Origin of the sequence: Agrococcus sp. SL85 (assembly GCF_026625845.1) — a bacterium.
Lineage (GTDB): Bacteria > Actinomycetota > Actinomycetes > Actinomycetales > Microbacteriaceae > Agrococcus.
Window position 1 is genome coordinate 1,829,201 of the sequence record NZ_CP113066.1, and the last position, 20,121, is coordinate 1,849,321.

General features: G+C 74.8%; 14 protein-coding genes, 1 tRNA gene and 2 pseudogenes. 12 read left to right on the forward strand and 5 right to left on the reverse strand.

Features of this window, described 5'->3' with window-relative positions:
- Positions 1-1,818 precede the first annotated feature (1,818 nt).
- The 3 genes and pseudogenes from OVA14_RS09095 (at position 1,819) to OVA14_RS09100 (ending at position 5,706) form a co-directional block, all read left to right on the forward strand.
- Complete coding sequence (locus OVA14_RS09095; protein WP_267503583.1) at positions 1,819-2,535, forward strand: RecB family exonuclease; 717 nt, start codon at positions 1,819-1,821, stop codon at positions 2,533-2,535.
- A 140-nt stretch (positions 2,536-2,675) separates the two neighbouring features.
- A pseudogene (locus tag OVA14_RS13855) lies at positions 2,676-4,004 on the forward strand (ATP-dependent helicase); the annotation flags it as partial.
- A 346-nt stretch (positions 4,005-4,350) separates the two neighbouring features.
- Positions 4,351-5,706, forward strand: a complete 1,356-nt coding sequence (locus OVA14_RS09100) for a PD-(D/E)XK nuclease family protein (RefSeq protein WP_267503584.1) — start codon at positions 4,351-4,353, stop codon at positions 5,704-5,706.
- A 27-nt stretch (positions 5,707-5,733) separates the two neighbouring features.
- On the opposite strand, the gene OVA14_RS09105 is transcribed toward OVA14_RS09100, so the two are convergent.
- Positions 5,734-6,372: a phosphotransferase gene (locus OVA14_RS09105; RefSeq protein WP_267503585.1), complete on the reverse strand. Its 639-nt coding sequence runs from the start codon at positions 6,370-6,372 to the stop codon at positions 5,734-5,736.
- 509 nt (positions 6,373-6,881) lie between these two features.
- On the opposite strand from OVA14_RS09105, the gene nudC reads away from it, so the two are divergent.
- Together nudC and OVA14_RS09115 are read left to right on the forward strand one after the other, a co-directional pair.
- Positions 6,882-7,796 carry an NAD(+) diphosphatase gene (gene nudC, locus OVA14_RS09110; RefSeq protein ID WP_267503586.1) on the forward strand — a complete coding sequence of 305 codons (915 nt, stop codon included), beginning with the start codon at positions 6,882-6,884 and terminating at the stop codon, positions 7,794-7,796.
- 22 nt (positions 7,797-7,818) lie between these two features.
- Entirely contained in the window at positions 7,819-9,504 is a 1,686-nt protein-coding gene (locus tag OVA14_RS09115; RefSeq protein WP_267503587.1) for an ATP-dependent helicase, read from the forward strand.
- Here OVA14_RS09115 and OVA14_RS09120 read toward each other — a convergent pair.
- Both OVA14_RS09120 and OVA14_RS09125 read right to left on the reverse strand, forming a co-directional pair.
- Positions 9,437-9,814, reverse strand: a complete 378-nt coding sequence (locus tag OVA14_RS09120; RefSeq protein ID WP_267503588.1) for a hypothetical protein — start codon at positions 9,812-9,814, stop codon at positions 9,437-9,439. The genes OVA14_RS09115 and OVA14_RS09120 overlap by 68 nt on opposite strands.
- Before the next feature lie 380 nt (positions 9,815-10,194).
- Positions 10,195-11,646, reverse strand: coding sequence for a zinc-dependent metalloprotease (locus OVA14_RS09125; protein WP_267503589.1), 1,452 nt, complete (start codon positions 11,644-11,646; stop codon positions 10,195-10,197).
- Positions 11,647-11,666: 20 nt separating this feature from the next.
- Between OVA14_RS09125 and OVA14_RS09130 the strand changes: the two genes are divergently transcribed.
- The 4 genes from OVA14_RS09130 (at position 11,667) to OVA14_RS09145 (ending at position 16,607) form a co-directional block, all read left to right on the forward strand.
- Positions 11,667-12,788, forward strand: coding sequence for a PDZ domain-containing protein (locus OVA14_RS09130; protein WP_267503590.1), 1,122 nt, complete (start codon positions 11,667-11,669; stop codon positions 12,786-12,788).
- A 64-nt stretch (positions 12,789-12,852) separates the two neighbouring features.
- On the forward strand, positions 12,853-15,867 hold the full coding sequence (locus tag OVA14_RS09135; RefSeq protein WP_420710579.1) for a UPF0182 family protein: 3,015 nt from the start codon (positions 12,853-12,855) through the stop codon (positions 15,865-15,867).
- A 47-nt stretch (positions 15,868-15,914) separates the two neighbouring features.
- Positions 15,915-15,988: transfer RNA gene (locus OVA14_RS09140), tRNA-Met, on the forward strand.
- Between the two features lie 160 nt (positions 15,989-16,148).
- Positions 16,149-16,607 (forward strand): SRPBCC family protein, encoded by a 459-nt coding sequence (locus OVA14_RS09145; RefSeq protein ID WP_267503592.1) that lies wholly within the window; start codon positions 16,149-16,151, stop codon positions 16,605-16,607.
- A 79-nt stretch (positions 16,608-16,686) separates the two neighbouring features.
- Here the strand turns inward: OVA14_RS09145 and OVA14_RS09150 are convergent, their stop codons facing one another.
- Positions 16,687-17,403 carry an AIM24 family protein gene (locus tag OVA14_RS09150; RefSeq protein WP_267503593.1) on the reverse strand — a complete coding sequence of 239 codons (717 nt, stop codon included), beginning with the start codon at positions 17,401-17,403 and terminating at the stop codon, positions 16,687-16,689.
- Entirely contained in the window at positions 17,400-17,705 is a 306-nt protein-coding gene (locus OVA14_RS09155) for a thiamine-binding protein (protein ID WP_267503594.1), read from the reverse strand. The genes OVA14_RS09150 and OVA14_RS09155 overlap by 4 nt, the downstream gene beginning before the upstream one ends.
- A 124-nt stretch (positions 17,706-17,829) precedes the next feature.
- Between OVA14_RS09155 and OVA14_RS09160 the strand changes: the two genes are divergently transcribed.
- From OVA14_RS09160 to OVA14_RS09170, 3 genes and pseudogenes are all read left to right on the forward strand, one after another.
- Positions 17,830-19,239, forward strand: coding sequence for a sugar porter family MFS transporter (locus tag OVA14_RS09160; RefSeq protein WP_267503595.1), 1,410 nt, complete (start codon positions 17,830-17,832; stop codon positions 19,237-19,239).
- Positions 19,240-19,394: 155 nt separating this feature from the next.
- Positions 19,395-19,601 (forward strand): annotated as a pseudogene (locus OVA14_RS09165) (hydrolase); the annotation flags it as partial.
- Positions 19,602-19,717: 116 nt separating this feature from the next.
- Positions 19,718-20,104 (forward strand): nitrilase-related carbon-nitrogen hydrolase, encoded by a 387-nt coding sequence (locus OVA14_RS09170; RefSeq protein ID WP_420710652.1) that lies wholly within the window; start codon positions 19,718-19,720, stop codon positions 20,102-20,104.
- Positions 20,105-20,121: the final 17 nt, after the last annotated feature.

The window sequence follows — 20,121 nt, forward strand, 5'->3', positions numbered from 1 at the left end:
AGCGACGACCTCCGGCGCCTCGCGGCCGAGCGCGCGCTGCCCGAGTGGGCCGCCGCCGCCGACTTCCTCGACGAGCTCGACCGCCTGCAGCGCCTCGAGCGCCGGGGCGCGGAGGCCGTCACCGCGGCATCGCTGCTGCGTCGGGCCGCGCGTGCGATCGACGCGGCCGATCCTGCCTCGCTGCCCGCGCTCGTCGTGGTCGACGACGCGCAGGAGCTCACCGAGGGCGCGGTCGTCGTGCTCGAGGCGCTGCGCCGCAAGGGCGCGTCCGTCATCGCGCTCGGCGATCCCGACACGACCACCGGCGGCTTCCGCGGCGCCGACGCCTCGCTGCTCGGCGACCTGCCGCGCAGGCTCGGCTTCGAGCGCGCGCCGCTCGTGCTCGGCACCGACCACCGGCACGGCGCGAGCATCCGCGGCTTCGTCGCCTCGCTCTCCGAGCGCATCGGCACCGCGCGCGCCGGCGCGCAGCGCGTCGCGGCGGCGGGCGGCGGCGACGGCGCGGTCGAGCCTGCGCGTCTCGGAGTCGGTCGACGACCAGGCGCGCCAGATCGCGCGGGCGATCCACGACCGCCGCGCCGCGGGGGTGCCGCACGGGCAGATCGCCGTGGTCGCACGCACCGGGCGGATCGCCGCGGAGCTCTCGGCCCTGCTCTCCGCCCTCGACGTGCCGGTCGAGTCGGGCGGGCCGACGCGGCTGCGCGAGGTCTCGGTCGTCGACGCGCTCGTGAGCGTCCTGGCCGTCGCCTCCGGGCGGCTGCCGCTCACGCCCGAGCTCGCGGAGCGGCTGCTGCGCGGCGACCTGCTGGGGCTCGACGCGCTCGCCGTGCGCCGCCTGAAGCGCGCCCTGCGCCACCGGATCATCGCCGCGGGCGAGGAGGTGCACGTGCCGGGCGCCGAGCTCGTGCGCGACGCGCTCGAGCGGCCGGAGCTGCTCGAGGGCCTCGAGCGGGCGCGCCTCGCCGTGCCCGCTGCGAAGCGGCTCGCCCGCATGCTCGCCGAGGCCCGCGCGCTCGTGACGGCCGACGATCCGGCCTCGGTCGACCAGGTGCTGTGGGCGGTGTGGGCGATCTCGGGCGTCGCCGAGCCGTGGCGCGCGCAGGCGCTCGAGGGCGACGGCGTCGAGCGCACGCTCGCCAACCGCCGCCTCGACGCCGTCGTCGCGCTCTTCGACCAGGTGGCGCGCCTCATCGAGCGCCGCCCCGACGTCGACACCGGGGGCTTCGTCGACAGCTGGCTGGCCTCGAGCATCGACGACGACTCGCTCGCCGCGCGCGCAGAGGGCGACCGCGTCGCGATCGGCACGCCCGGCCAGCTCGTCGGGCGCGAGGTCGACACCGTCGTCGTCGCCGGGCTCCAGGAGGGCGTCTGGCCCAACCTGCGCGCCCGCGGCTCCCTCCTCGGCGCCAACCGCCTCGATGCGCAGAGCACCGACGACGACCGCACCGCCGTGCTGCACGACGAGCTGCGCACCTTCGCGAAGGCCGTCTCGACGGCCCGCGCACACGTGCTCCTGACCGCGGTGCAGAGCGAGGACGAGCAGCCCTCGCCCTTCGTCGGAGGGCTGGTGCCCACGCCCGCCGACCCCGGCAGCTGGCACTCGCTCCGCTCGCTCGTCGCGGCGCTCCGCGCGCGCGTCGTGCAGCGGGGCGATGAGGGGCGGCGTCGGCGCTGCATCGGCTCGCCGACGCCGGCGTGCCGGGCGCGCACCCCGGGCAGTGGGCGGGGCTCGCGCCCATCACGACCGAGGAGCGGCTCGACGCCGCGGAGGCCGTGCGGATCAGCCCCTCGGCGCTCCAGGGGCTCCACGACTGCGAGGTGGACTGGGCCATCGGCAGGCTCGCGGGCTCCACCTCCAACCGCGCCGCGGGATTCGGCTCGATCGTGCACGACGCGGTCGAGCACCAGGACGCCGCCGACGCCGCGGCGCTCGAGGCCGCGATCGCCGACCGCTTCGGCGAGCTCGCGCACGAGTCGAGCTGGGAGGCCGAGCGGCAGCGCGTCGACATCGCCCCGATGACCGAGGCGATCGCCGACTACTTCCAGCAGCTGCGCGGCAAGGGCTGGCGGGTGGAGGCCGCCGACCAGGAGGCGCGCTTCAGCGTCGAGCTCGAGGGCGGCGCGGTCCTGAGCGGTGCGATCGACTGGCTCGAGCACGGCACCGACGGGGCCGACGCGGGCGCGATCCGCGTCGTCGACCTCAAGACCGGCGGCCGCACGCCGACGTCGCACGCCGAGCTCGGCAACCTGCAGCTGCGCGCCTACCAGCTGGCCATCGCGCTCGGCGGCATCGCGGGCGTCGACGGGGCCGCGCGCACCGAGGCGCGCCTGTTCCTGCCGCGGCTGCAGCGCGCGAGAAAGTTCGAGGACGCCCCGCCGTTCGACGAGGTGCGCGAGGCGTTCCTCGCCCACCTCGCCCAGGCCGCCCGGACCATGGGCGGCTCGCGCTTCCGCGCGGTCCCCGCCGAGCACTGCAGCGATCCGCACGCCTTCGGCCAGTGCACGATCCACGTCCTCCCGGAGGTGACCGAGTGACCGACGTCGCAACCCCGCTCGCCGATCGGGCGCGCTACGACGCGCTCGAGCTCACCGCGCTGCTCGCGGCCGCCGAGCAGCGCGAGCCGCAGCCGCCGACGCCCGAGCAGGTGCGCGTCATCGAGGCGCCGGCCGCGCCGGTGCTCGTCGTCGCGGGCGCCGGCTCCGGCAAGACCCACACGATGGCGCAGCGCGTGCTGTGGCTCGTCGCGAACGGCTTCGCCATGCCCGACGAGGTGCTCGGCCTCACCTTCACGCGCAAGGCCGCGCGCGAGCTCGCGGAGCGGCTCGCGCGCGAGCTGGGGGTGCTGGCGAGGGCGGCGCTCATCGACCCCGCGGCGCTCGAGGGGCGCGCGCCCGTCGTGCAGACCTACAACTCGTTCGCGAGCGCGCTGTTCAAGGAGTGGGCGCTGCTCATCGGCCGAGACCCCGAGTCCGAGGTGCTCACCGACCCGGCCGCGTTCCTGCTCGCGCTCCGCATCGCGCGCGCCTCCGACGACCTGCGCCTCGCGCACCTCGGCTCCGCCACGCAGATCGCGGAGCGCGTCGTGCAGCTCGCCGGCGAGCTCGGCGACCACCACGTGACCTCCGCGGCGCTCCGCCGCCACCGCTTCGCGGAGCGCTTCGCCTCCCTCCCGTCGCTGCCGCAGCGCGAGGGCGAGAGGCCGCTGAGCGCCACCGCCGCGAAGCCGCTGCACGAGGACGCCCAGCGCGTCGGCGCGCTCGACCCGTTGCTCGACCTCGTCGACGCCTTCGACGAGGCGAAGCGCCGGCTCGGCGTCGTGCAGTTCAGCGATCAGGTGCGGTTCGCGCTCGACGCGATCGCCGCCCACCGCGGCGCGGTCGACGAGCTGCGGCAGCGGCACCGCTTCGTGCTGCTCGACGAGTTCCAGGACACCTCGGTGCTGCAGCTGCAGCTGCTCGGCACGCTCTTCGAGGGCACGCCCGTCATGGCGGTCGGCGACCCCAACCAGGCGATCTACGGCTTCCGCGGCGCGAGCGCCGGCACGCTCGCGCTCTTCCCGCAGGCCTTCGGCCCCACCGAGCGGATGACGCTCTCGACGAGCTGGCGCAACGACGTCGGGGTCCTCGACGTCGCCGACGTCGTCGCGCGGCAGCTGCCCGCCCAGGAGGGCGTGCCCGTCGAGCGCCTCCGCGCCCGCGACGGCGCGGGCGCCGGCGACGTCGTGGTGGCGCACCGCGAGACGGTCGAGGACGAGGCGGACGAGCTGGCTGCGTGGCTGCGCGCGCACGGCGCGGGCACGGGCGCGGGCGACACGACGGCAGCGGTGCTGGTCCGCACCCATGCCCAGGGCGTGGAGCTCACCGAGGCGCTGCGGGCCAGGGGCGTGCACGTCTCCCGCACGGGCGGCGGCGGTCTCCTGCAGGAGCCCGCGGTCGTCGACCTCGTCGCCGCGCTCCGCGTGCTCGGGCGTCCCGAGGAGGGCTCGAGCCTCGTGCGCCTGCTCGCGGGCAGCCGCTGGCGCATCGGCGTCGCCGACCTCATGGCGCTGCAGCGCGCGGCCCGGCGCATGGCGCAGGCGGGCCTGACCGACGAGCAGCGCTCGAAGGACCGCAGCGCCGTCGTCGCGGAGGCGTCCTCGTCGATCGTCGACGCCCTCGACGCGCTGCTCGAGGCCGACGGGCTCGAGGGCGCCACCGAGCAGGGCGTCGAGCGCATGCGCGATGCCGCGCGGCTGCTGCGCGAGCTCCGCCGGCGAGCGGGCATGCCGCTCGCCGAGCCTGGTCCGGAGCGTCGAGCAGGCGCTGCGGCTCGACATCGAGGTCGGCGCGCACCCGGGCCGCGAGCACGCGGTGCTCGACGCCTTCGCGCGCGAGGCCCATGCCTTCGCGGCCGCCGACCCGCACGGCACGCTCGATGCCTTCCTCGGCTACCTGGAGGCGCTCGAGTCCGGGCGCGGCCCGGACGCCCCGCCGCCCCCGCCGCAGCGCGGCATGGTGCAGGTGCTCACGATGCATGCCTCGAAGGGCCTCGAGTGGGACGTCGTCGCGCTGCCGCGGCTCGCGCAGGCGAGCAGCGAGTCGCGCAGCCGCGGCTGGCTCGACTGGGCGCGCCTGCCCTACGCCCTCCGCGGCGACTCGGCGCTCCTGCGCCGCTTCGAGCACGAGCAGCCCACGCAGCACGACTACGTCGAGGCTCGCGCCGCCTTCATCGACGCGCTCGCCGAGCACGACGAGAGCGAGCGGGACAGGCTCGCGTACGTCGCCGTCACGCGCGCTCGCAGCGCGCTCTGGCTCTCGGGAGCCCAGTGGTACGGCCAGGCGAGGACCGCCGCGAAGCCGAGCCGGCTGCTGCGGCTCGCGGCGGACGCCCTCGGCGTCGAGCTGCTGCCCGACCTCCCGCGCGGGGCGGCGAACCCCCGCGAGGGCACCGCGGCCGCGACCTCCTGGCCGGTCGACCCGCTCGGGGTCCGGCGCGAGGGCGTCGAGGCGGCCGCCCGGCGCGTCGCCGAGGCGGACCCGGGCGCCCGCACCGAGTGGGACGACGCGATCCGGCTCCTCCTCGCCGACCGCGCCGGCACAGAGCTCGCGCTGCCCACCCGCATCGCGGCCTCCGGCTTCAAGGACTGGGCCGCCGACCCGGTGGCCGTCGCCCGCAGCATCGCGCGGCCGATGCCGCAGCGGCCGTTCGCCGCCACCCGCCTCGGCACGCTCTTCCACGGCTGGGTCGAGCGGCGCGGCAGCGCCATCGGCCTCGGCGACGCGCTCGACGACGAGGCCCTCGACGAGGAGCTCGTCGGCATCGACGCCGAGCGGCTCGCGCGGCTGAAGGCGACCTTCCTCGCCTCGCCGTACGGCGACAGGGAGCCCGCCGAGACCGAGCTCGAGGTGCACCTGCCGCTCGCCGGCACGACCGTCGTCTGCAAGCTCGACGCGGTCTACCGCGACGGCGGCCGCGCGACGGTCGTCGACTGGAAGACCGGCGCCCTGCCGCGCGACGAGGCCGACCTCGAGGCCCGCCAGCTGCAGCTGGCGCTCTACCGCGCGGCCTACGCGGCCTACGCGGGGCTCGACCCCGAGCAGGTCGACGCCGAGCTGTACTTCGTCGAGCACGACGAGGTCGTGCGCCCCAGGCGCATCGAGTCGCTCGCCGAGCTCGAGCGGCGCTGGATCGCGGCGCAGCAGGCGGTCGCCGCCGCGCGCGGCTGAGGCGGGGGCGGCGCGGAGGGCCGGCGCTCAGCGGCCGCCGGCGGCCTCGTCGCGCGTGTCTTCGTCGTCGACGAAGCCCTCGTCGAGCGGCGCGACCGGTGCCGTGCGCCCGTCGCGGTCGACCTCGTCGGTCGGGTGCGCGCCGAGGTAGGCCTGCACGCCCGTGAGGTCCATGGTCTCGAGCCGCTGCGCCTCGATCGCGGCCGAGGGGTCGCGGTCGACCCGGCGCACGAGGCCCTCGAGCATCCCGACGGCGTCGTCGATCACGGCACGGTCGTCGCGAGCCACGCCGTGGAGCAGCCAGCGCGCGATGTCGAGCTCGGCGTGGAGCATCGCCCGCTGGCGCACCTGGCGATCGCCGATGCCGCGCGCCGCGGCGTGCGCCTCGAAGGCCTCGTCGACGCTGCCGAACTCGCCGGAGCCGAGCAGGAACGCGAGGTCGCGCGCGGGGTCGCCCACGGAGAGGGCGTGCCAGCCGTCGACACCGACGACGCGGTTGCCCTCGGTGCGGAACGCGGGCGCCTGCAGGTCGCCGTGCACGACGGTCGGCTTGAACTGCCACAGGCGGTCGTCGCCGAGCGCGCCCTCCCACCGCTGGAGCAGCGAGGCGGGCACGGAGCCGGTCGCCGCGGCGCGGTCGAAGGCGTCGAGCAGGCTCGCGCGCACGGGCGCGGCGCCGAGGTGCGGCAGGCCCGCGTCGGAGACGACGGAGGTCGGCAGGCTCGTGGATCGCGGCGATCGCCTCGCCGACGCTGCGGGCGAGGCCCGGGCGTGCGGGGGAGAGGTCGGCCAGGCGCATCGGCGCGCCGCCGAGCCGGGTGAGCACGAAGACGCGGGAGCGGCCCGCAGGCGCGCTCCCGAGCACCGAGGGCACGTCGAAGGGGAGCCGCGAGCGCGTCGCGGCCGTGAGCGCGGCGAGCGCCGCCTCGTGCTCCTCGGCGGCGCGGAGCGCCGAGACGGAGCGGGGGAGCACGAGCTGCGCGGTCTCGCCCCCGGCGAGCTGCGCCGCCACCACCGAGCGGTGCTCGTCCGAGCCGTCCTCCGTCGCGCCGACGACCTGCAGGCCCTCGACGGCGGTCGTGGCGAGCGCGGCTAGAGTGAAGGGGTTCGTGCTCATGGATGCCAGGCTAGGCGTCGGCCGCCGTCCGGCGGTCGCGCCACGCGACGGAGGTGACGTGCAGGTTCCCCCGCTCGCCCGATCGGCGCTCGACCGCGACCACGCGGGACGGCTCGGCCACGCGGCCGTCGATCGCGCGCTCGACGACCCCGCGACCCGGGTGGTCGCGATCGCCGGCGACCGCGCACCCGTCCGGGACGGCGCGCTCGTGCGCCTCGCGCCCGCCGACCTCCCGCGCGCCGCGCGCCGCGTTCAGCCTCCCGTGCCGATGAGCTGGCTCGGCCGCACCGCGCCCGCACCGGACGGCACCCCCGGGGGCGTCGTGCTGAGCGTGCTCGTGGCCGAGCCCTTCGACGTCGAGGGCGCCGAGTGGCGCTCGCTGCGCGAGGTGGGGGCCGAGCTCGACGACGAGGACGCGGGCGTGCTCACACAGGCCGTGGCGCTCGGCGTCTGGCAGCGCGAGAGCGCCCACAGCCCCGTGACCGGCGAGCCGGCCGGCTTCGAGGAGTCCGGCTGGGTGCGGCGCGACGCCGGCGGCACCGCGCACTTCCCGCGCACCGACCCAGCCGTCATCGTCGCGATCCACGACCCGGAGGACGAGCGCATCCTGCTCGGCCACAATGCCGCCTGGCCCGAGGGGCGCTACTCGCTCATCGCCGGCTTCGTCGACCCCGGGGAGTCGCTCGAGGCGGCCGTCGTGCGCGAGGTGCACGAGGAGACCGGCCTGACGGTGGTCGAGCCCCGGTACCTCGGCTCGCAGCCGTGGCCCTTCCCGCGCAGCCTCATGCTCGGCTTCGAGTGCGTCGCGCCCGATCCCGAGCCGATCCGGCCCGACGGGGTCGAGATCCTCGACGTGCGCTGGTGCACGCGCGAGGAGCTGCGCTCCGGGGCGATCCAGCTGCCGGGACCGACCTCGATCGCCTCCTGGATCCTGCGGGCGTGGCTCGAGCGCGAGCCGCGGCCCCGCCCGTGAGCGCGGCGGTCGGGGCCCGGTGATGGACGCCGACGCCATCCTCGCCGGGCTCGACGAGCAGCAGCGCCAGGCGGCCACGACGCTCGGCGGGCCCGTCGCGATCCTCGCGGGCGCCGGCACCGGCAAGACGCGCGCCATCACGCACCGCATCGCCTACGCCGTCGCCACCGGCGAGCACGCCGAGCACGCCTCGCTCGCGCTCACCTTCACCTCGCGCGCCGCGGGGGAGATGCGCACGCGGCTCGCGCGCCTCGGGGCGGGCCGCGTGCAGGCGCGCACCTTCCACGCCGCGGCGCTCGCGCAGCTCTCGCACTTCTGGCCGCGCATCACCGGCTCCCGGATGCCCCAGCTGCTCGCGCAGAAGGCCTCGACGATCGCCGACGCCGCCGCCCAGCTGCGGCTGCGGCTGCCCACGGCGCAGCTGCGCGACGCCGCGGGCGAGGTGGAGTGGCGCAAGTCGCAGGCGATGACGATGGAGGACTACGGCGTGCAGGCGCGCGTCCGCCCGCTGCCCACCGGCATCGACCCCGAGACGATGCTCGACCTCCACATGGCCTACGAGCGCGTGAAGGACGAGCGGCGCCAGCTCGACTTCGAGGACGTGCTGCTCGCGACCGCCGGCATGCTCGAGCGCGAGCCCGTCGCGGCCGACGAGGTGCGCGCGCGCTACCGCCACTTCACGGTCGACGAGTACCAGGACGTCTCGCCCATGCAGCAGCGGCTCCTCGCCGCGTGGCTCGGCGACCGCCGCGACGTGTGCGTCGTCGGCGATCCGAGCCAGACCATCTACTCCTTCGCGGGCGCGGACGCTGCGAGCCTCGGCCGCTTCGTGCACGAGCACCCCGACGCGGAGGTCGTGCGCCTCGAGCGCTCCTACCGCTCGACGGGCGCGATCGTCGGGACCGCCAACCGGCTCATGCGCGGCCGCGACGCGTTGACGCTGCGCGCCGAATCGGGCGCCGAGGGCCGCGAGCCGTCGATCGCCGCGCACGGCAACGACTCCTCCGAGGCGGCTGCGATCGCCGCCGCCTGCCGGGCGCAGGTCGACCGCGGCGCGAGCCCGGGCGACATCGCGATCCTCACGCGCTTCCACGCGCAGTCGGGCCTGCTCGAGCAGGCGCTCGCGGCCGTCGGCCTCTCGTCCACGGTGCGCGGCTCGCGGCGCTTCTTCGAGATGCCCGTCGTGCAGCGTGCGGTGCTCATGCTGCGCAGCGCGCCCGACGACGGCCGCCCCGTCTTCCAGGCGGTCACTGACATCGTCATGGGGCTCGGCTATCGCGCCGAGCCGCCCGCCTCCCACGGCGAGGAGCGCGCGCAGTGGGATGCGCTCCACGCGCTCGTCACGCTCGCGGAGGAGTCGCCGCATCGCGAGATCGCGTCGTTCGCAGCCGAGCTGCAGCGTCGCGCGCAGACCGAGCACGAGCCCACGGTCGCGGCGGTGACGATCGCGACGATCCACGCGGCGAAGGGCCTCGAGTGGCAGCACGTGCACGTGTGCGGGCTCGCGGAGGGGCTCCTGCCGATCTCGCACGCCACCACGCTCGCCGAGATCGACGAGGAGCGGCGCCTGCTGTACGTGGCGATCACGCGCGCGCAGCGCACGCTCTCGCTCACGTGGGCCCGCAGCTCCGGCCACGCGGTCAGGCAGCCCTCGCGGTTCCTGGCCGAGCTCGGCACGCGCACGCCGGCGGCGACGGCAGCGCGCTGACGGCCCCGCCCGACTGTGCGATGCGGGCGCCCCATCCGGGCCGGAGCTCGCCCGCCGAGGCGAGCCGCAGGGCGGAGAGCACCGAGGCGACCGCCTGCCAGCGCGCCGCGGGGCTCGGCACCGGCACGAGGTGCGCGGGCATGACGCCGCCCTCGTGCGCGCCGACGCACGCCTCGCACCCGTCGCCCGGCTGGTAGGGCCCCACCTGCACCCACGCGTCGCCGACGAGCACCGGGAGGTGCGGCGTGCGCTGCGCGACGAGCCGCTCGACCTCGAGCCGCGGCAGGCGCCACGGCGCGACGGGGATCACGAGCCTGCGTGCCCGAGGGGTGCCCCTCGTCGCGGGCGGCGCGCTGGATCGTGCGGGCGAGCGCGAGCCTGCCGCGCACGCGGATCGCCACCGGGGGAGGTCCCTCGGCGAGCGCGGGCGCCACGGCCTCGAGGAGCGTCGCCGCGGCCTCCGCGCCCAGCAGCTGCTCGAGCTCCGGCCGCAGCACGCCGCGCGTGAGCGCCGCGAGGCCGCGGAGCGTCGGCTCGTCGGCCGCGAGCTCGATCGCGGGATGCTGCGCGCCGATCGTGACGCGATCGGGGGCGGAGCGGAAGAGGGCGAGGCGCGGGTCGAGTCGGAGCATGCGGGCATCATGGGCCCGGCCGCCGACAGGCGTCGGCGGCTCTCCACAGGCGAGGCGCCTACTGCTGCGGCCGAGCCTCGTCGTCGCCGCCCTCGTCGCCGCCGTGCTCGTCGCCGTCGTGGTCGTCTCCGGCCGACTCGCCGGCCGTCTCGGGCGCCCCGGCCTCCGGAGCAGCGGCGCCCTCGGGCCCGGGCGCGCTCTCGCGCGCGGCGTCGTCGAGCAGCGCCTGGAGCGCGAGGTCCATCTCGTCGAGCTCCTCGCCGCCCTGCAGGCGCGCGATGACCGCCGAGGGGTCATCGATGTCTGCGGCGCCGGGCATGAGGTCGGGCTGATCCCAGAGCGAGTCGCGCGCCTCGGGCCCCACGGCCACGGCGACCGCGCGCCAGAACGCCGCGGCCTCGCGCAGGCGCCGCGGGCGGATCTCGAGGCCCACGAGCGTGCTGAAGGCCTTCTCCGCCGGGCCGCCCGTCGCGCGTCGGCGCCGCACGGTCTCGGCGATCGCGTCCCGCCGCGGCAGCCGCGCCGTGGCGGCCTCCGTCGTGGCGTCGACCCAGCCCTCGATGAGCGCGATCGTCGTCTCGAGCCGCGCGAGCGCCTCCCGCTGCTCCTCGGTCTTCGGGGGGATGAGCGCACCGGAGCTCAGCGCCTCGCGCAGCTCCTCCGGGTTCGAGGGGTCGAAGCCCTCGGCGAGCTCCTCGAGCCGCGCGACGTCGATGCGGATGCCCTCGGCGTACTCGCGCACGGAGGAGAGCACGTGGAGCCGCAGCCAGCGCGCGTGGTGGAACAGGCGCGCGTGCGCGAGCTCGCGCGCGGCCGCCCAGATGCGCACCTGGTCCTCGGGGATCTCGAGCCCCTCGGCGAGCGTGCGCAGGTTGACGGGGAGGAGCGTGGCCTCGTCGTCGAGGAGGGGGAAGCCGAAGTCGCCGCCCGCGACCGTCTCGCCGGCGAGCTGGCCGACGACGTTGCCGAGCTGCATCGCGAACATCGTGCCGCCGACGTTCCGCAGGATCCGCTCGGCGCCCGCGAGCATCTCCTGGGCCTCCTCGGGCGCGTGCTCCTGCATGGCGCGGGTCAGCGCGCCCGCGATGCTCGTCGCGACGGGCTCCGCCATCTCCTGCCAGACGGGGAGGGTCGCGTCGACCCACTGCTGCCGAGACCGCAGCGCGACCTCCGAGGGGCCGCCCCAGGGCACGATCTCGTCGAGCCACATGGCCGCGAGCTCTGCCGACTGGCGCACGGCGTCGCGCTCGGCGCTCGTGACCGAGCCGGGGTCGCGCTGCACGACCGCGTGGGCCTGCCGCGCCGCGGCCGACCAGTCGACGCCGTCCTCGGTGCGCGCGAGCGCGGCCTGCAGCTGCGCCATGAGCGCCTGCAGCTGGGCGGGGTCGGCGGGCATGCCCGCGGCGCCTGCGAGCCGCGCGGCATCGATGGGCCCCTCGCCCGAGAGGAACCGCTGCAGCATCTCCCGCAGCTCGTCCTCGGGGCGCCGGTCGTCGGGATCCTCAGGCATGCGACTACGCTAGCCGCAGCATGTCCGAGACCGCCGGGATCCCGCCCCAGACGCCCTCCGCCGTCCGCGAACACGCACGGCGGCCGCGCTTCCCCGACGTGCGTCCCCGAGCCGTGCGCCGCGCGGGCTGGATCGCCGTGCTCGTCGCGTCCGCGGCGGCCGTCGGCCTCGCCTTCGTGCCCTCGCCCTACGTCGTCGAGCAGCCGGGCCCCACGTGGGACACGCTCGGTGAGACCGACGCCGGGCCCCTCATCACGATCGAGGAGGCGCAGACCTACCCGACCGAGGGCGAGTTGCGCCTGCTCACGGTGTCGCTGCGCGGCAACCCCGAGCGCCCCCTCACCTGGATCGACGTCGCGGAGGCCTACCTCGACCCCTCCGACGCCATCATCCCGATGGAGGCGGCGTTCGCGCCGACGCAGACCGTCGAGGAGTCGAACGAGGCCGGCCGCATCGAGATGCAGAACTCGCAGGCCGCGGCGATCGCTGCAGCGCTGCTCCACGAGGGCTACGAGGTCGACAGCGACGTGCGCGTCGCGGGCGTCATCCCCGGCTCGCCCGCGGAGGGCGTCCTGCAGGAGGGCGACCGCATCCTGTCGGTGAACGGCGACGTCGCCTACGACGTGTACTCCATCCGCGCCTCGATCGCGGCGCAGGACGGCGACACGAGCTTCGAGGTCGAGCGCGACGGGGAGCGCCTCGACGTCAGCGTGACCCCGGCCGTCGAGGACGGCCAGCGCCTCGTGGGGATCTACCCGGCGAACGAGTTCTCGTTCCCGTTCCCGGTGCAGATCGAGCTCCCCAACGTCGGCGGCCCGAGCGCGGGCATGATGTTCGCCCTCGGCATCGTCGACGAGCTGACGCCCGGCGCGCTCACGGCCGGCACGCGCTGGGCCGGCACCGGCACGATCTCCGCCCTCGGCGACGTGGGCGGCATCGGCGGGATCGTGCAGAAGATGCACGGCGCGCTCGACGCGGGCGCCACGCACTTCCTCGCCCCGGCGGCGAACTGCGGCGAGGTCGTCGGCCACGTCCCGCAGGGGCTCACGGTCTTCGCCGTCGAGACGCTCGACGACGCGATCGCCGCGGTCGAGGCCGTCGCCGAGGGCGCCGACACCTCGCAGCTGCCGACCTGCGGCTGAGGCTCGGCGCGCCCGGCCCTCCGGAGGCCCGCTCGTCAGCGGCTCATAGGCGGCGGCCGATACGATGGATGCTCCGCCCGCCGAGCCACTGGAGCCAGACGACGTGTCCGCGAACGCCGAACGACCGACCTCGACGACGACGGGCCGCCAGCGGCCCTCGCCCCTGCTCATCACCGTCGCGATCGTGGGCGCCCTGATCGGCGCGTTCGTGCTGTTCTCGGGCTTCTACGCCGACATCCTCTGGTTCGACCAGCTGGGCTTCGTGCAGATCCTGCAGACGCGCTGGCTCTCGATGGCCGCGATGTTCGCGATCGGCTTCCTCGGCATGGCCGTGCCGCTCGCGCTCGCGATCCAGATCGCGTTCCGCTCCCGGCCCGTCTACGCGCAGCTGAGCTCGCAGCTCGACCGCTACCAGGAGCTCGTCGAGCCCCTGCGCAAGGTCGGCATGTGGGCCGTGCCCGTCGCCCTCGGCGTCTTCGCCGGCATCGCATCCGCCTCCCAGTGGGAGCTCGCGCAGCTGTGGCTCAACCGGCGGCCCTTCGGCGAGGTCGACCCGCAGTTCGGCCTCGACACGGGGTTCTACGTCTTCGAGCTGCCCTTCTACCAGCAGGTCGTGGGCTTCGCGCTCGCCGTGCTGTTCATCTGCGGCATCGCGACGCTCGCGACCGCCTACCTCTACGGCGCCATCCGGCTCACGGGGCGCGAGTTCCGCATCTCGCGGTCCGCGCGCATCCAGCTCGCGGTGGTCATCGCGCTCTACATGCTCGTGCTCGGCGCCTCGATCTGGCTGAGCCAGTACGCCGCGCTCTCGCAGGCCTCGCAGGGCTTCCTGAACACGGGCGCCGGCTACACGGAGGTCAACGCGATCCTCCCGGGCCTCCAGATCCTCGCGGGCATCGCGGGGCTCGTCGCGCTCTTCTTCGTCGTCACGGCCATCATCGGCCGCTGGCGCATCTCGATCGTCGGCACCGCGCTCCTCATCGCCGCGTCGCTCGTCGTGGGCGTCGCCTACCCGGCGATCGTGCAGCGCTTCCAGGTCGACCCCAGCCCGCTCTCGCTCGAGGCCTCGTACATCGAGCGCAACATCGAGGCCACCAGGGCCGCGTGGGGCGTCGACGGCATGGTCGAGGAGCAGACCGACGCGACGACCGATGCGGAGCCGGGCGCGCTGCGCGCCGACGCGGAGACCGCGGCGAACATCCGCATCATCGACCCCGCGCTCGTCACCGACGCCTTCGCGAACCTCGAGGAGTACCGGCCCTACTACGGCTTCCCCGAGCAGCTCGACGTCGGCCGCTACGAAGTCGACGGCCAGACGCAGGACACCGTCATCGCCGTCCGCGAGCTCGACCAGTCCGGGCTCGACGAGGACAGCTGGTACAACCGCCACATCGTCTACACGCACGGCTACGGCGTCGTCGCGGCCAACGGCAACCAGCGCGGTCCCGAGGGGCAGCCGGTGTTCCTGCAGGCGGGCATCCCCACCTCGGGCGAGCTCGGCGAGTACGAGCCGCGCATCTACTTCGGCGAGACGAGCCCCGAGTACTCGATCGTCGGCGGCCCCGAGGGCGCGCCGCAGCTCGAGCTCGACTACCCGCGCTCCACGGAGGAGGGCAGCGGCAACGCCAACACGACCTTCGCGGGCGACGGCGGCCCGAAGCTCGACAGCTTCATCAAGCGCCTCGTCTACGCGCTGCAGTTCCAGTCGGAGCAGATCGTGCTCTCGGACGCCATCAACGAGGAGTCGCAGATCCTGTACGACCGCGACCCCCGCGAGCGCGTGCAGGCCGTCGCGCCGTACCTGACGCTCGACTCCGACCCGTACCCCGCGGTCGTCGACGGGCGCGTGGTCTGGATCGTCGACGGCATGACCACCTCGTCGACGGTGCCGTACGCGTCGCACCAGTCCGTCGCGCGGACGATCGCCGACTCCACGAACCCCTCGCCGCCCGCGACGGTGAACGACTGGGTCAACTACATGCGGAACTCGGTCAAGGCCGTCGTCGACGCCTACGACGGCTCCGTGTCGCTGTACGCGTGGGATGTCGAGGACCCGATCCTGCAGGCCTGGATGCAGGTCTACCCGGGCACGATCCAGCCGATGAGCGACATGTCGGGCGACCTCATGAGCCAGGTGCGCTACCCGACCGACCTGTTCAAGCTGCAGCGGGCGATCCTGGGCGACTACCACGTGACGAACCCCGCGACCTTCTTCTCGGGCGACGACCAGTGGTCGACCCCGTCGGAGCCCACGTGGGACGGCGCGGGCGCCGCGCCCGCGCAGCCGCCGTACTACCTGACGATGTCGGTGGACGGCCAGGAGCCGGCCTTCACGCTCTACTCGACCTTCATCCCGCGCGACGGCCGCAACGTGCTCTACGGCTACCTCTCGGTGAACGCCGACGCCGGCTCGACGGACGGCGAGGTGAGCGAGGACTACGGACGGCTGACGCTGCAGATGCTGCCGAAGGACCGCTCGATCCCGGGCCCGGGCCAGGTGCAGAACACCTTCGACACCGACGACAGCGTCTCGAGGGAGCTCAACCTGCTGCGCCAGGGCGCCTCGGAGGTCATCAACGGCAACCTGCTCACGCTGCCCGTGGGCGGCGGCCTGCTCTACGTGCAGCCCGTGTACCTGCGCTCGACGGGCGGCACCTCGTTCCCGGTGCTGCGGAAGATCCTCGTGTCGTTCGGCAACGACATCGCGTTCGAGGACACCCTCGACGAAGCGCTCGACGCGCTCTTCGGCGGCGACTCGGGCGCCCAGGCCGGCGACTCCGGCACCGATCCCGGCGGTGAGGACGGCGGCCAGGACGGCGGCGAGGGCACGGGCACCGAGGGCGAGCAGCCACCGGCCGACCTGCAGGCGCAGCTCGACGCCGCGCTCGCGGACGCCCAGGCCGCCATCGCCGCGCGCCAGGCGGCGTACGCGGAGAACGACCTGGTGGCCGCCGCGGAGGCCGACAACCGGCTCACCGAGGCCCTGACGCGGGCGATCCAGGTCTCCGACCAGATCGACCAGGCGTCGGGGGAGGCGCCGGCCGAGACGCCCGCGCCCACGGAGACGCCCGCGCCCTAGGCGGATTTGCCCCACCCCGCGGCACCTGGTAACGTTTCATCTCGTGCCGCGGGGTGGAGCAGTTCGGTAGCTCGCCGGGCTCATAACCCGGAGGTCGCAGGTTCAAATCCTGTCCCCGCAACGAGAGACGCAGCATCTGCGGCACAGAAGAGGGTCCCGAGAGGGACCCTCTTCTGCTGCATCCGGGGCCTGCGCGGCCGCGCCGTCGCCCGCCCTGATGCTGAGCAGAGGCTGACGCCCGAGGCGTTCCGCGCGGTCGCGAGCGGGCCTATGCTCGCGCCATGGCACGCTTCGAGATCGCCCGATCCGCCGACATCGCCGCACCGCGCGAACGCGTGCACGCGCTCATCGACGACTTCCACGCGTGGACGAAGTGGTCGCCGTGGGAGGACGTCGATCCCGCGCTGCGCCGCACCTACGCGGGTGCCGAGCGCGGCGTCGGTGCCCGCTACGGCTGGTCCGGGAACCGGCGCGCCGGCGCAGGGTCCATGGCGATCGCGGCGTCCAGCCCGGAGCAGGTGCTCGTGGACCTCTCGTTCACGAAGCCCGTGAAGGCCCGCAACGACCTCGCGTTCGACCTCGCCGAGAGCGATCGCGGCACGCGCGTCACCTGGACGATGCGCGGCGAGAACCGCGGCGTCGCCGCGATCTTCTGGCGCATCTTCCCGATGGAGCGCGAGCTCGGGAAGCAGTTCGAGCAGGGGCTCGCGCAGCTGAAGGCGGCCGCCGAGACCCCTTGACGGGCCGCACCCACGAGAGCCGGGGCCGCCGGGGAGTCATCCCCAGCGGCCCCGGCTCTCGTGCAGGCTGCGTGCGCGGCTACTCGAAGAGGCCGCCGAGGCCGCCGCCACCGCCGCCGTTGGAGCCCGAGACCTCGGGCCGGCCCTCGCTGGGCTGCACCACGACGAAGCCCGGGCCGTGGAAGGCCAGCTGGAAGGCCTCGCCCGTGCCGCCGCGCAGCATCGACCGCAGGTTCATCGAGTTCTGGATGCTGGGGGTCAGGTTCGCCGACCAGCAGACCGCCGCGTTCGGGTCGACGAAGGTCGGCTGCCGCGAGCAGTCGAGCAGGAGCGGCTGCCCGTCGCAGGAGAGCGCGACCGTGCCGCGCCCGCCGATCTCGAGGTTGAAGAGGCCGCCGGCCATCATGCCGCCGCCCGAGCGCATCATCCGGATGTCCCACTGCAGCGACTGGTCGAAGGCGAGCAGGCTCGAGCCGTTGACCGTGAGCCCCTCGTCCTCGAGCTGCACGGTGAAGATCTGCTGGGCGTCGCGCGCGAGGAAGACCTCGCCCTGGCCGCGCATGCGCATGAGCGGCGCGCCCTCGCCCGTCACCATCTTCTTCAGGAACTTCGCGGCCGAGCCCGAGCCCTCGTGCTGGAACTCGATCTGGCCTTGGAAGGCGACCATGGCGCCCTTCGCGGCGATGACGTCGCCGCCGTTCGAGACGTTGACGCGCAGCATCTTCGACGACTGCTTCGTCCAGCGCTCCGCCGACTGGATCTCCTGGTTCGCCTCGGCGAACAGCTCGCTCCTCATGCACGGCCCTCCAGAGCCTCTTCGAGTCGCTCGACCTTGCCGTCGAGCTCGCCCCGCCACCCCGGTCGGATGTCGGCCTTGAGGACGAGGGAGGCTCGCGGGCTCACGGCGAGGACCGCGTCGGTGGCACGGCGCACGACGTCGAACACCGCATCCCACTCGCCCTCGATCGTCGTGAACATCGCGTCGGTCCGGTGCGGCAGGCCGCTCTCGCGGACCACCCGCACGGCGGCGGCCACGGCGTCGTGGACGGATCCGTCCGGGCCTGCGGTGGCCGGGGCCACGGAGAATGCGACGAGCATCCTGCTCCCTTCGTCGTGGCGATCATGCCATCGCCTGCCTGACCGTGCCATCGGGGCGGGTGGCGTAGTGTCGCGGTCGGCCCCGGCGGTGCGCGGGGCGCGAGGACGAGCGAGACGAGGCGCGATGACGACGAACCTGCAGCGGCTGAACGCGAGGGTGGTGGGCATCTCGATCGCAGCGGCGCTCGGCGGCTTCCTCTTCGGCTTCGACACGGCCGTCATCAACGGCGCGGTCGACGCGCTCGCGGGCGAGTTCGCGCTCTCCTCCGGCCTCACGGGCTTCGCCGTCTCCTCCGCGCTCATCGGCTGCGCCATCGGCGCGTGGTTCGCGGGGGCGGCGGCCAACCGCTTCGGCCGCATCCCGGTCATGCTCGCCGCCGCCGTGCTCTTCCTCGTCTCGGCCCTCGGCTCGGGCCTCGCGTTCGGCGTGGTCGACCTCATCGTGTGGCGCGTCGTCGGCGGCTTCGGCGTCGGCGCCGCGAGCGTCATCGCGCCCGCCTACATCGCCGAGGTGTCGCCCGCGAGGGTGCGTGGCCGCCTCGGCTCGCTGCAGCAGCTCGCCATCGTCTCGGGCATCTTCGCCGCCCTCCTCTCGAACGCCTGGCTCGCGCAGCTCGCCGGCGGCTCCGCCGAGGTGCTGTGGCTCGAGCTGCCCGCGTGGCGCTGGATGTTCATGGCCGAGGCGCTGCCGGCCGTCGTCTACGGCGTCATGGCGCTGCGCCTGCCGGAGTCGCCGCGCTTCCTCGTCGGCAGGGGCGACGTGGACCGCGCCTCGCAGGTGCTGCACGACTTCTCGGGCGAGCTCGACGTCAACCTCAAGATCGAGCAGATCCGCGCCTCGCTGGAGCGCGAGGACCGCGAGTCGATGCGCGACCTGCGCGGCAGCGCCTGGGGCCTGCGGCCCATCGTGTGGGTCGGCATCCTGCTGTCGGTCTTCCAGCAGTTCGTCGGCATCAACGTCATCTTCTATTACTCGACGACGCTGTGGCGCTCGGTGGGCTTCGACGAGTCGACCGCGCTCCTCACGAGCGTCATCACCTCGATCACGAACATCGTCGTCACGATCGTGGCGATCGTGCTCGTCGACCGCGTGGGCCGGCGCCGGATGCTGCTGATCGGCTCGGTGGGCATGACGATCGCGCTCGGGGCGATGGCCGTCGCGTTCTCGTTCGGCCAGCTCTCGACCGCGGCCGACGGCACGCAGTCGGTCGAGCTCGGGCAGCCGTGGTCGATGGTCGCGCTCGTCGGCGCGAACCTCTTCGTCGTCTTCTTCGGCGCGACGTGGGGCCCGCTCGTGTGGGTGCTGCTGGGGGAGATGTTCCCCAACCGCATCCGCGCCTCCGCGCTCGCGGTCGCAGCGGCGGCGCAGTGGGTCGCGAACTTCGCGATCTCGACGACCTTCCCGGCGATGGCCGACATCGGCCTCACCTTCGCGTACGGCTTCTACGCCTTCTTCGCCGCGCTGTCGTTCTTCTTCGTGCTCTGGAAGGTGCCGGAGACGAAGGGGCGCGAGCTGGAGGAGATGGAGGGCTGAGCGGGCCCCTGCGTAGGCTGGCGGCATGAGCGAGCGCGCCGTCGAGACCCCGTCCGTGCGGACCGCCGCCGTTCCGGCCGTCGTGCTGGCGGCCGCCGTGCAGTGGGCGCCGGGCGAGGACGCGGGGGCCAACCGCGCGACGGCAGGCTGCGCTCATCGATGCGGCTGCCGCGCGTGGCGCGCGGCTCGTCGTGCTGCCCGAGTACTCGCAGCACTGCTCGGCCGACCTCGCGGTCACGGCGCCCGCCGCGGCGGAGCCGCTCGACGGGCCGTTCGTCGCGATGCTGCAGGAGCGTGCCGGCGTCCACCGGGCGCTCGTCATCGCCGGCATGCTCGAGCGCGTCGGGGCGGGCGTCGCGAACACCGTCGTCGCCGTCGACGCGACCGGGGTGCGGGCCGCGTACCGGAAGGTGCACCTGTACGACGCGTTCGGCACCAGGGAGTCCGACTGGCTCACGCCGGGGGACCCCGCGCAGCGCTGCCCGTCGTCGAGGCGCTCGGCCTCCGCATCGGGATCGAGACCTGCTACGACCTGCGGTTCCCGGAGGCCACGCGGCGGCTCGTCGACGCGGGCGCCGACGTGGTCGCGATCCCCGCGGAGTGGGTGCGCGGCCCGCAGAAGGAGCGGCATTGGACGACGCTCGTGACGGCGCGCGCCATCGAGTCGACCGTCCACGTCGTCGCCGCCGACCAGGCGCCGCCCCTCGGCGTCGGCTGCTCCGCGATCGTCGACCCCATGGGCGTCGCGCTCGCGTCGCTCGGCGACGGCGAGGGGATCGCGGTCGCGCCGATCGATCGGGCCGTCACCGAGGCGACGCGGCGGCGCAACCCCTCGCTCGCGAACCGCCGGTACCGCGTGGCCTGAGCGGAGCGCGGCGCGCC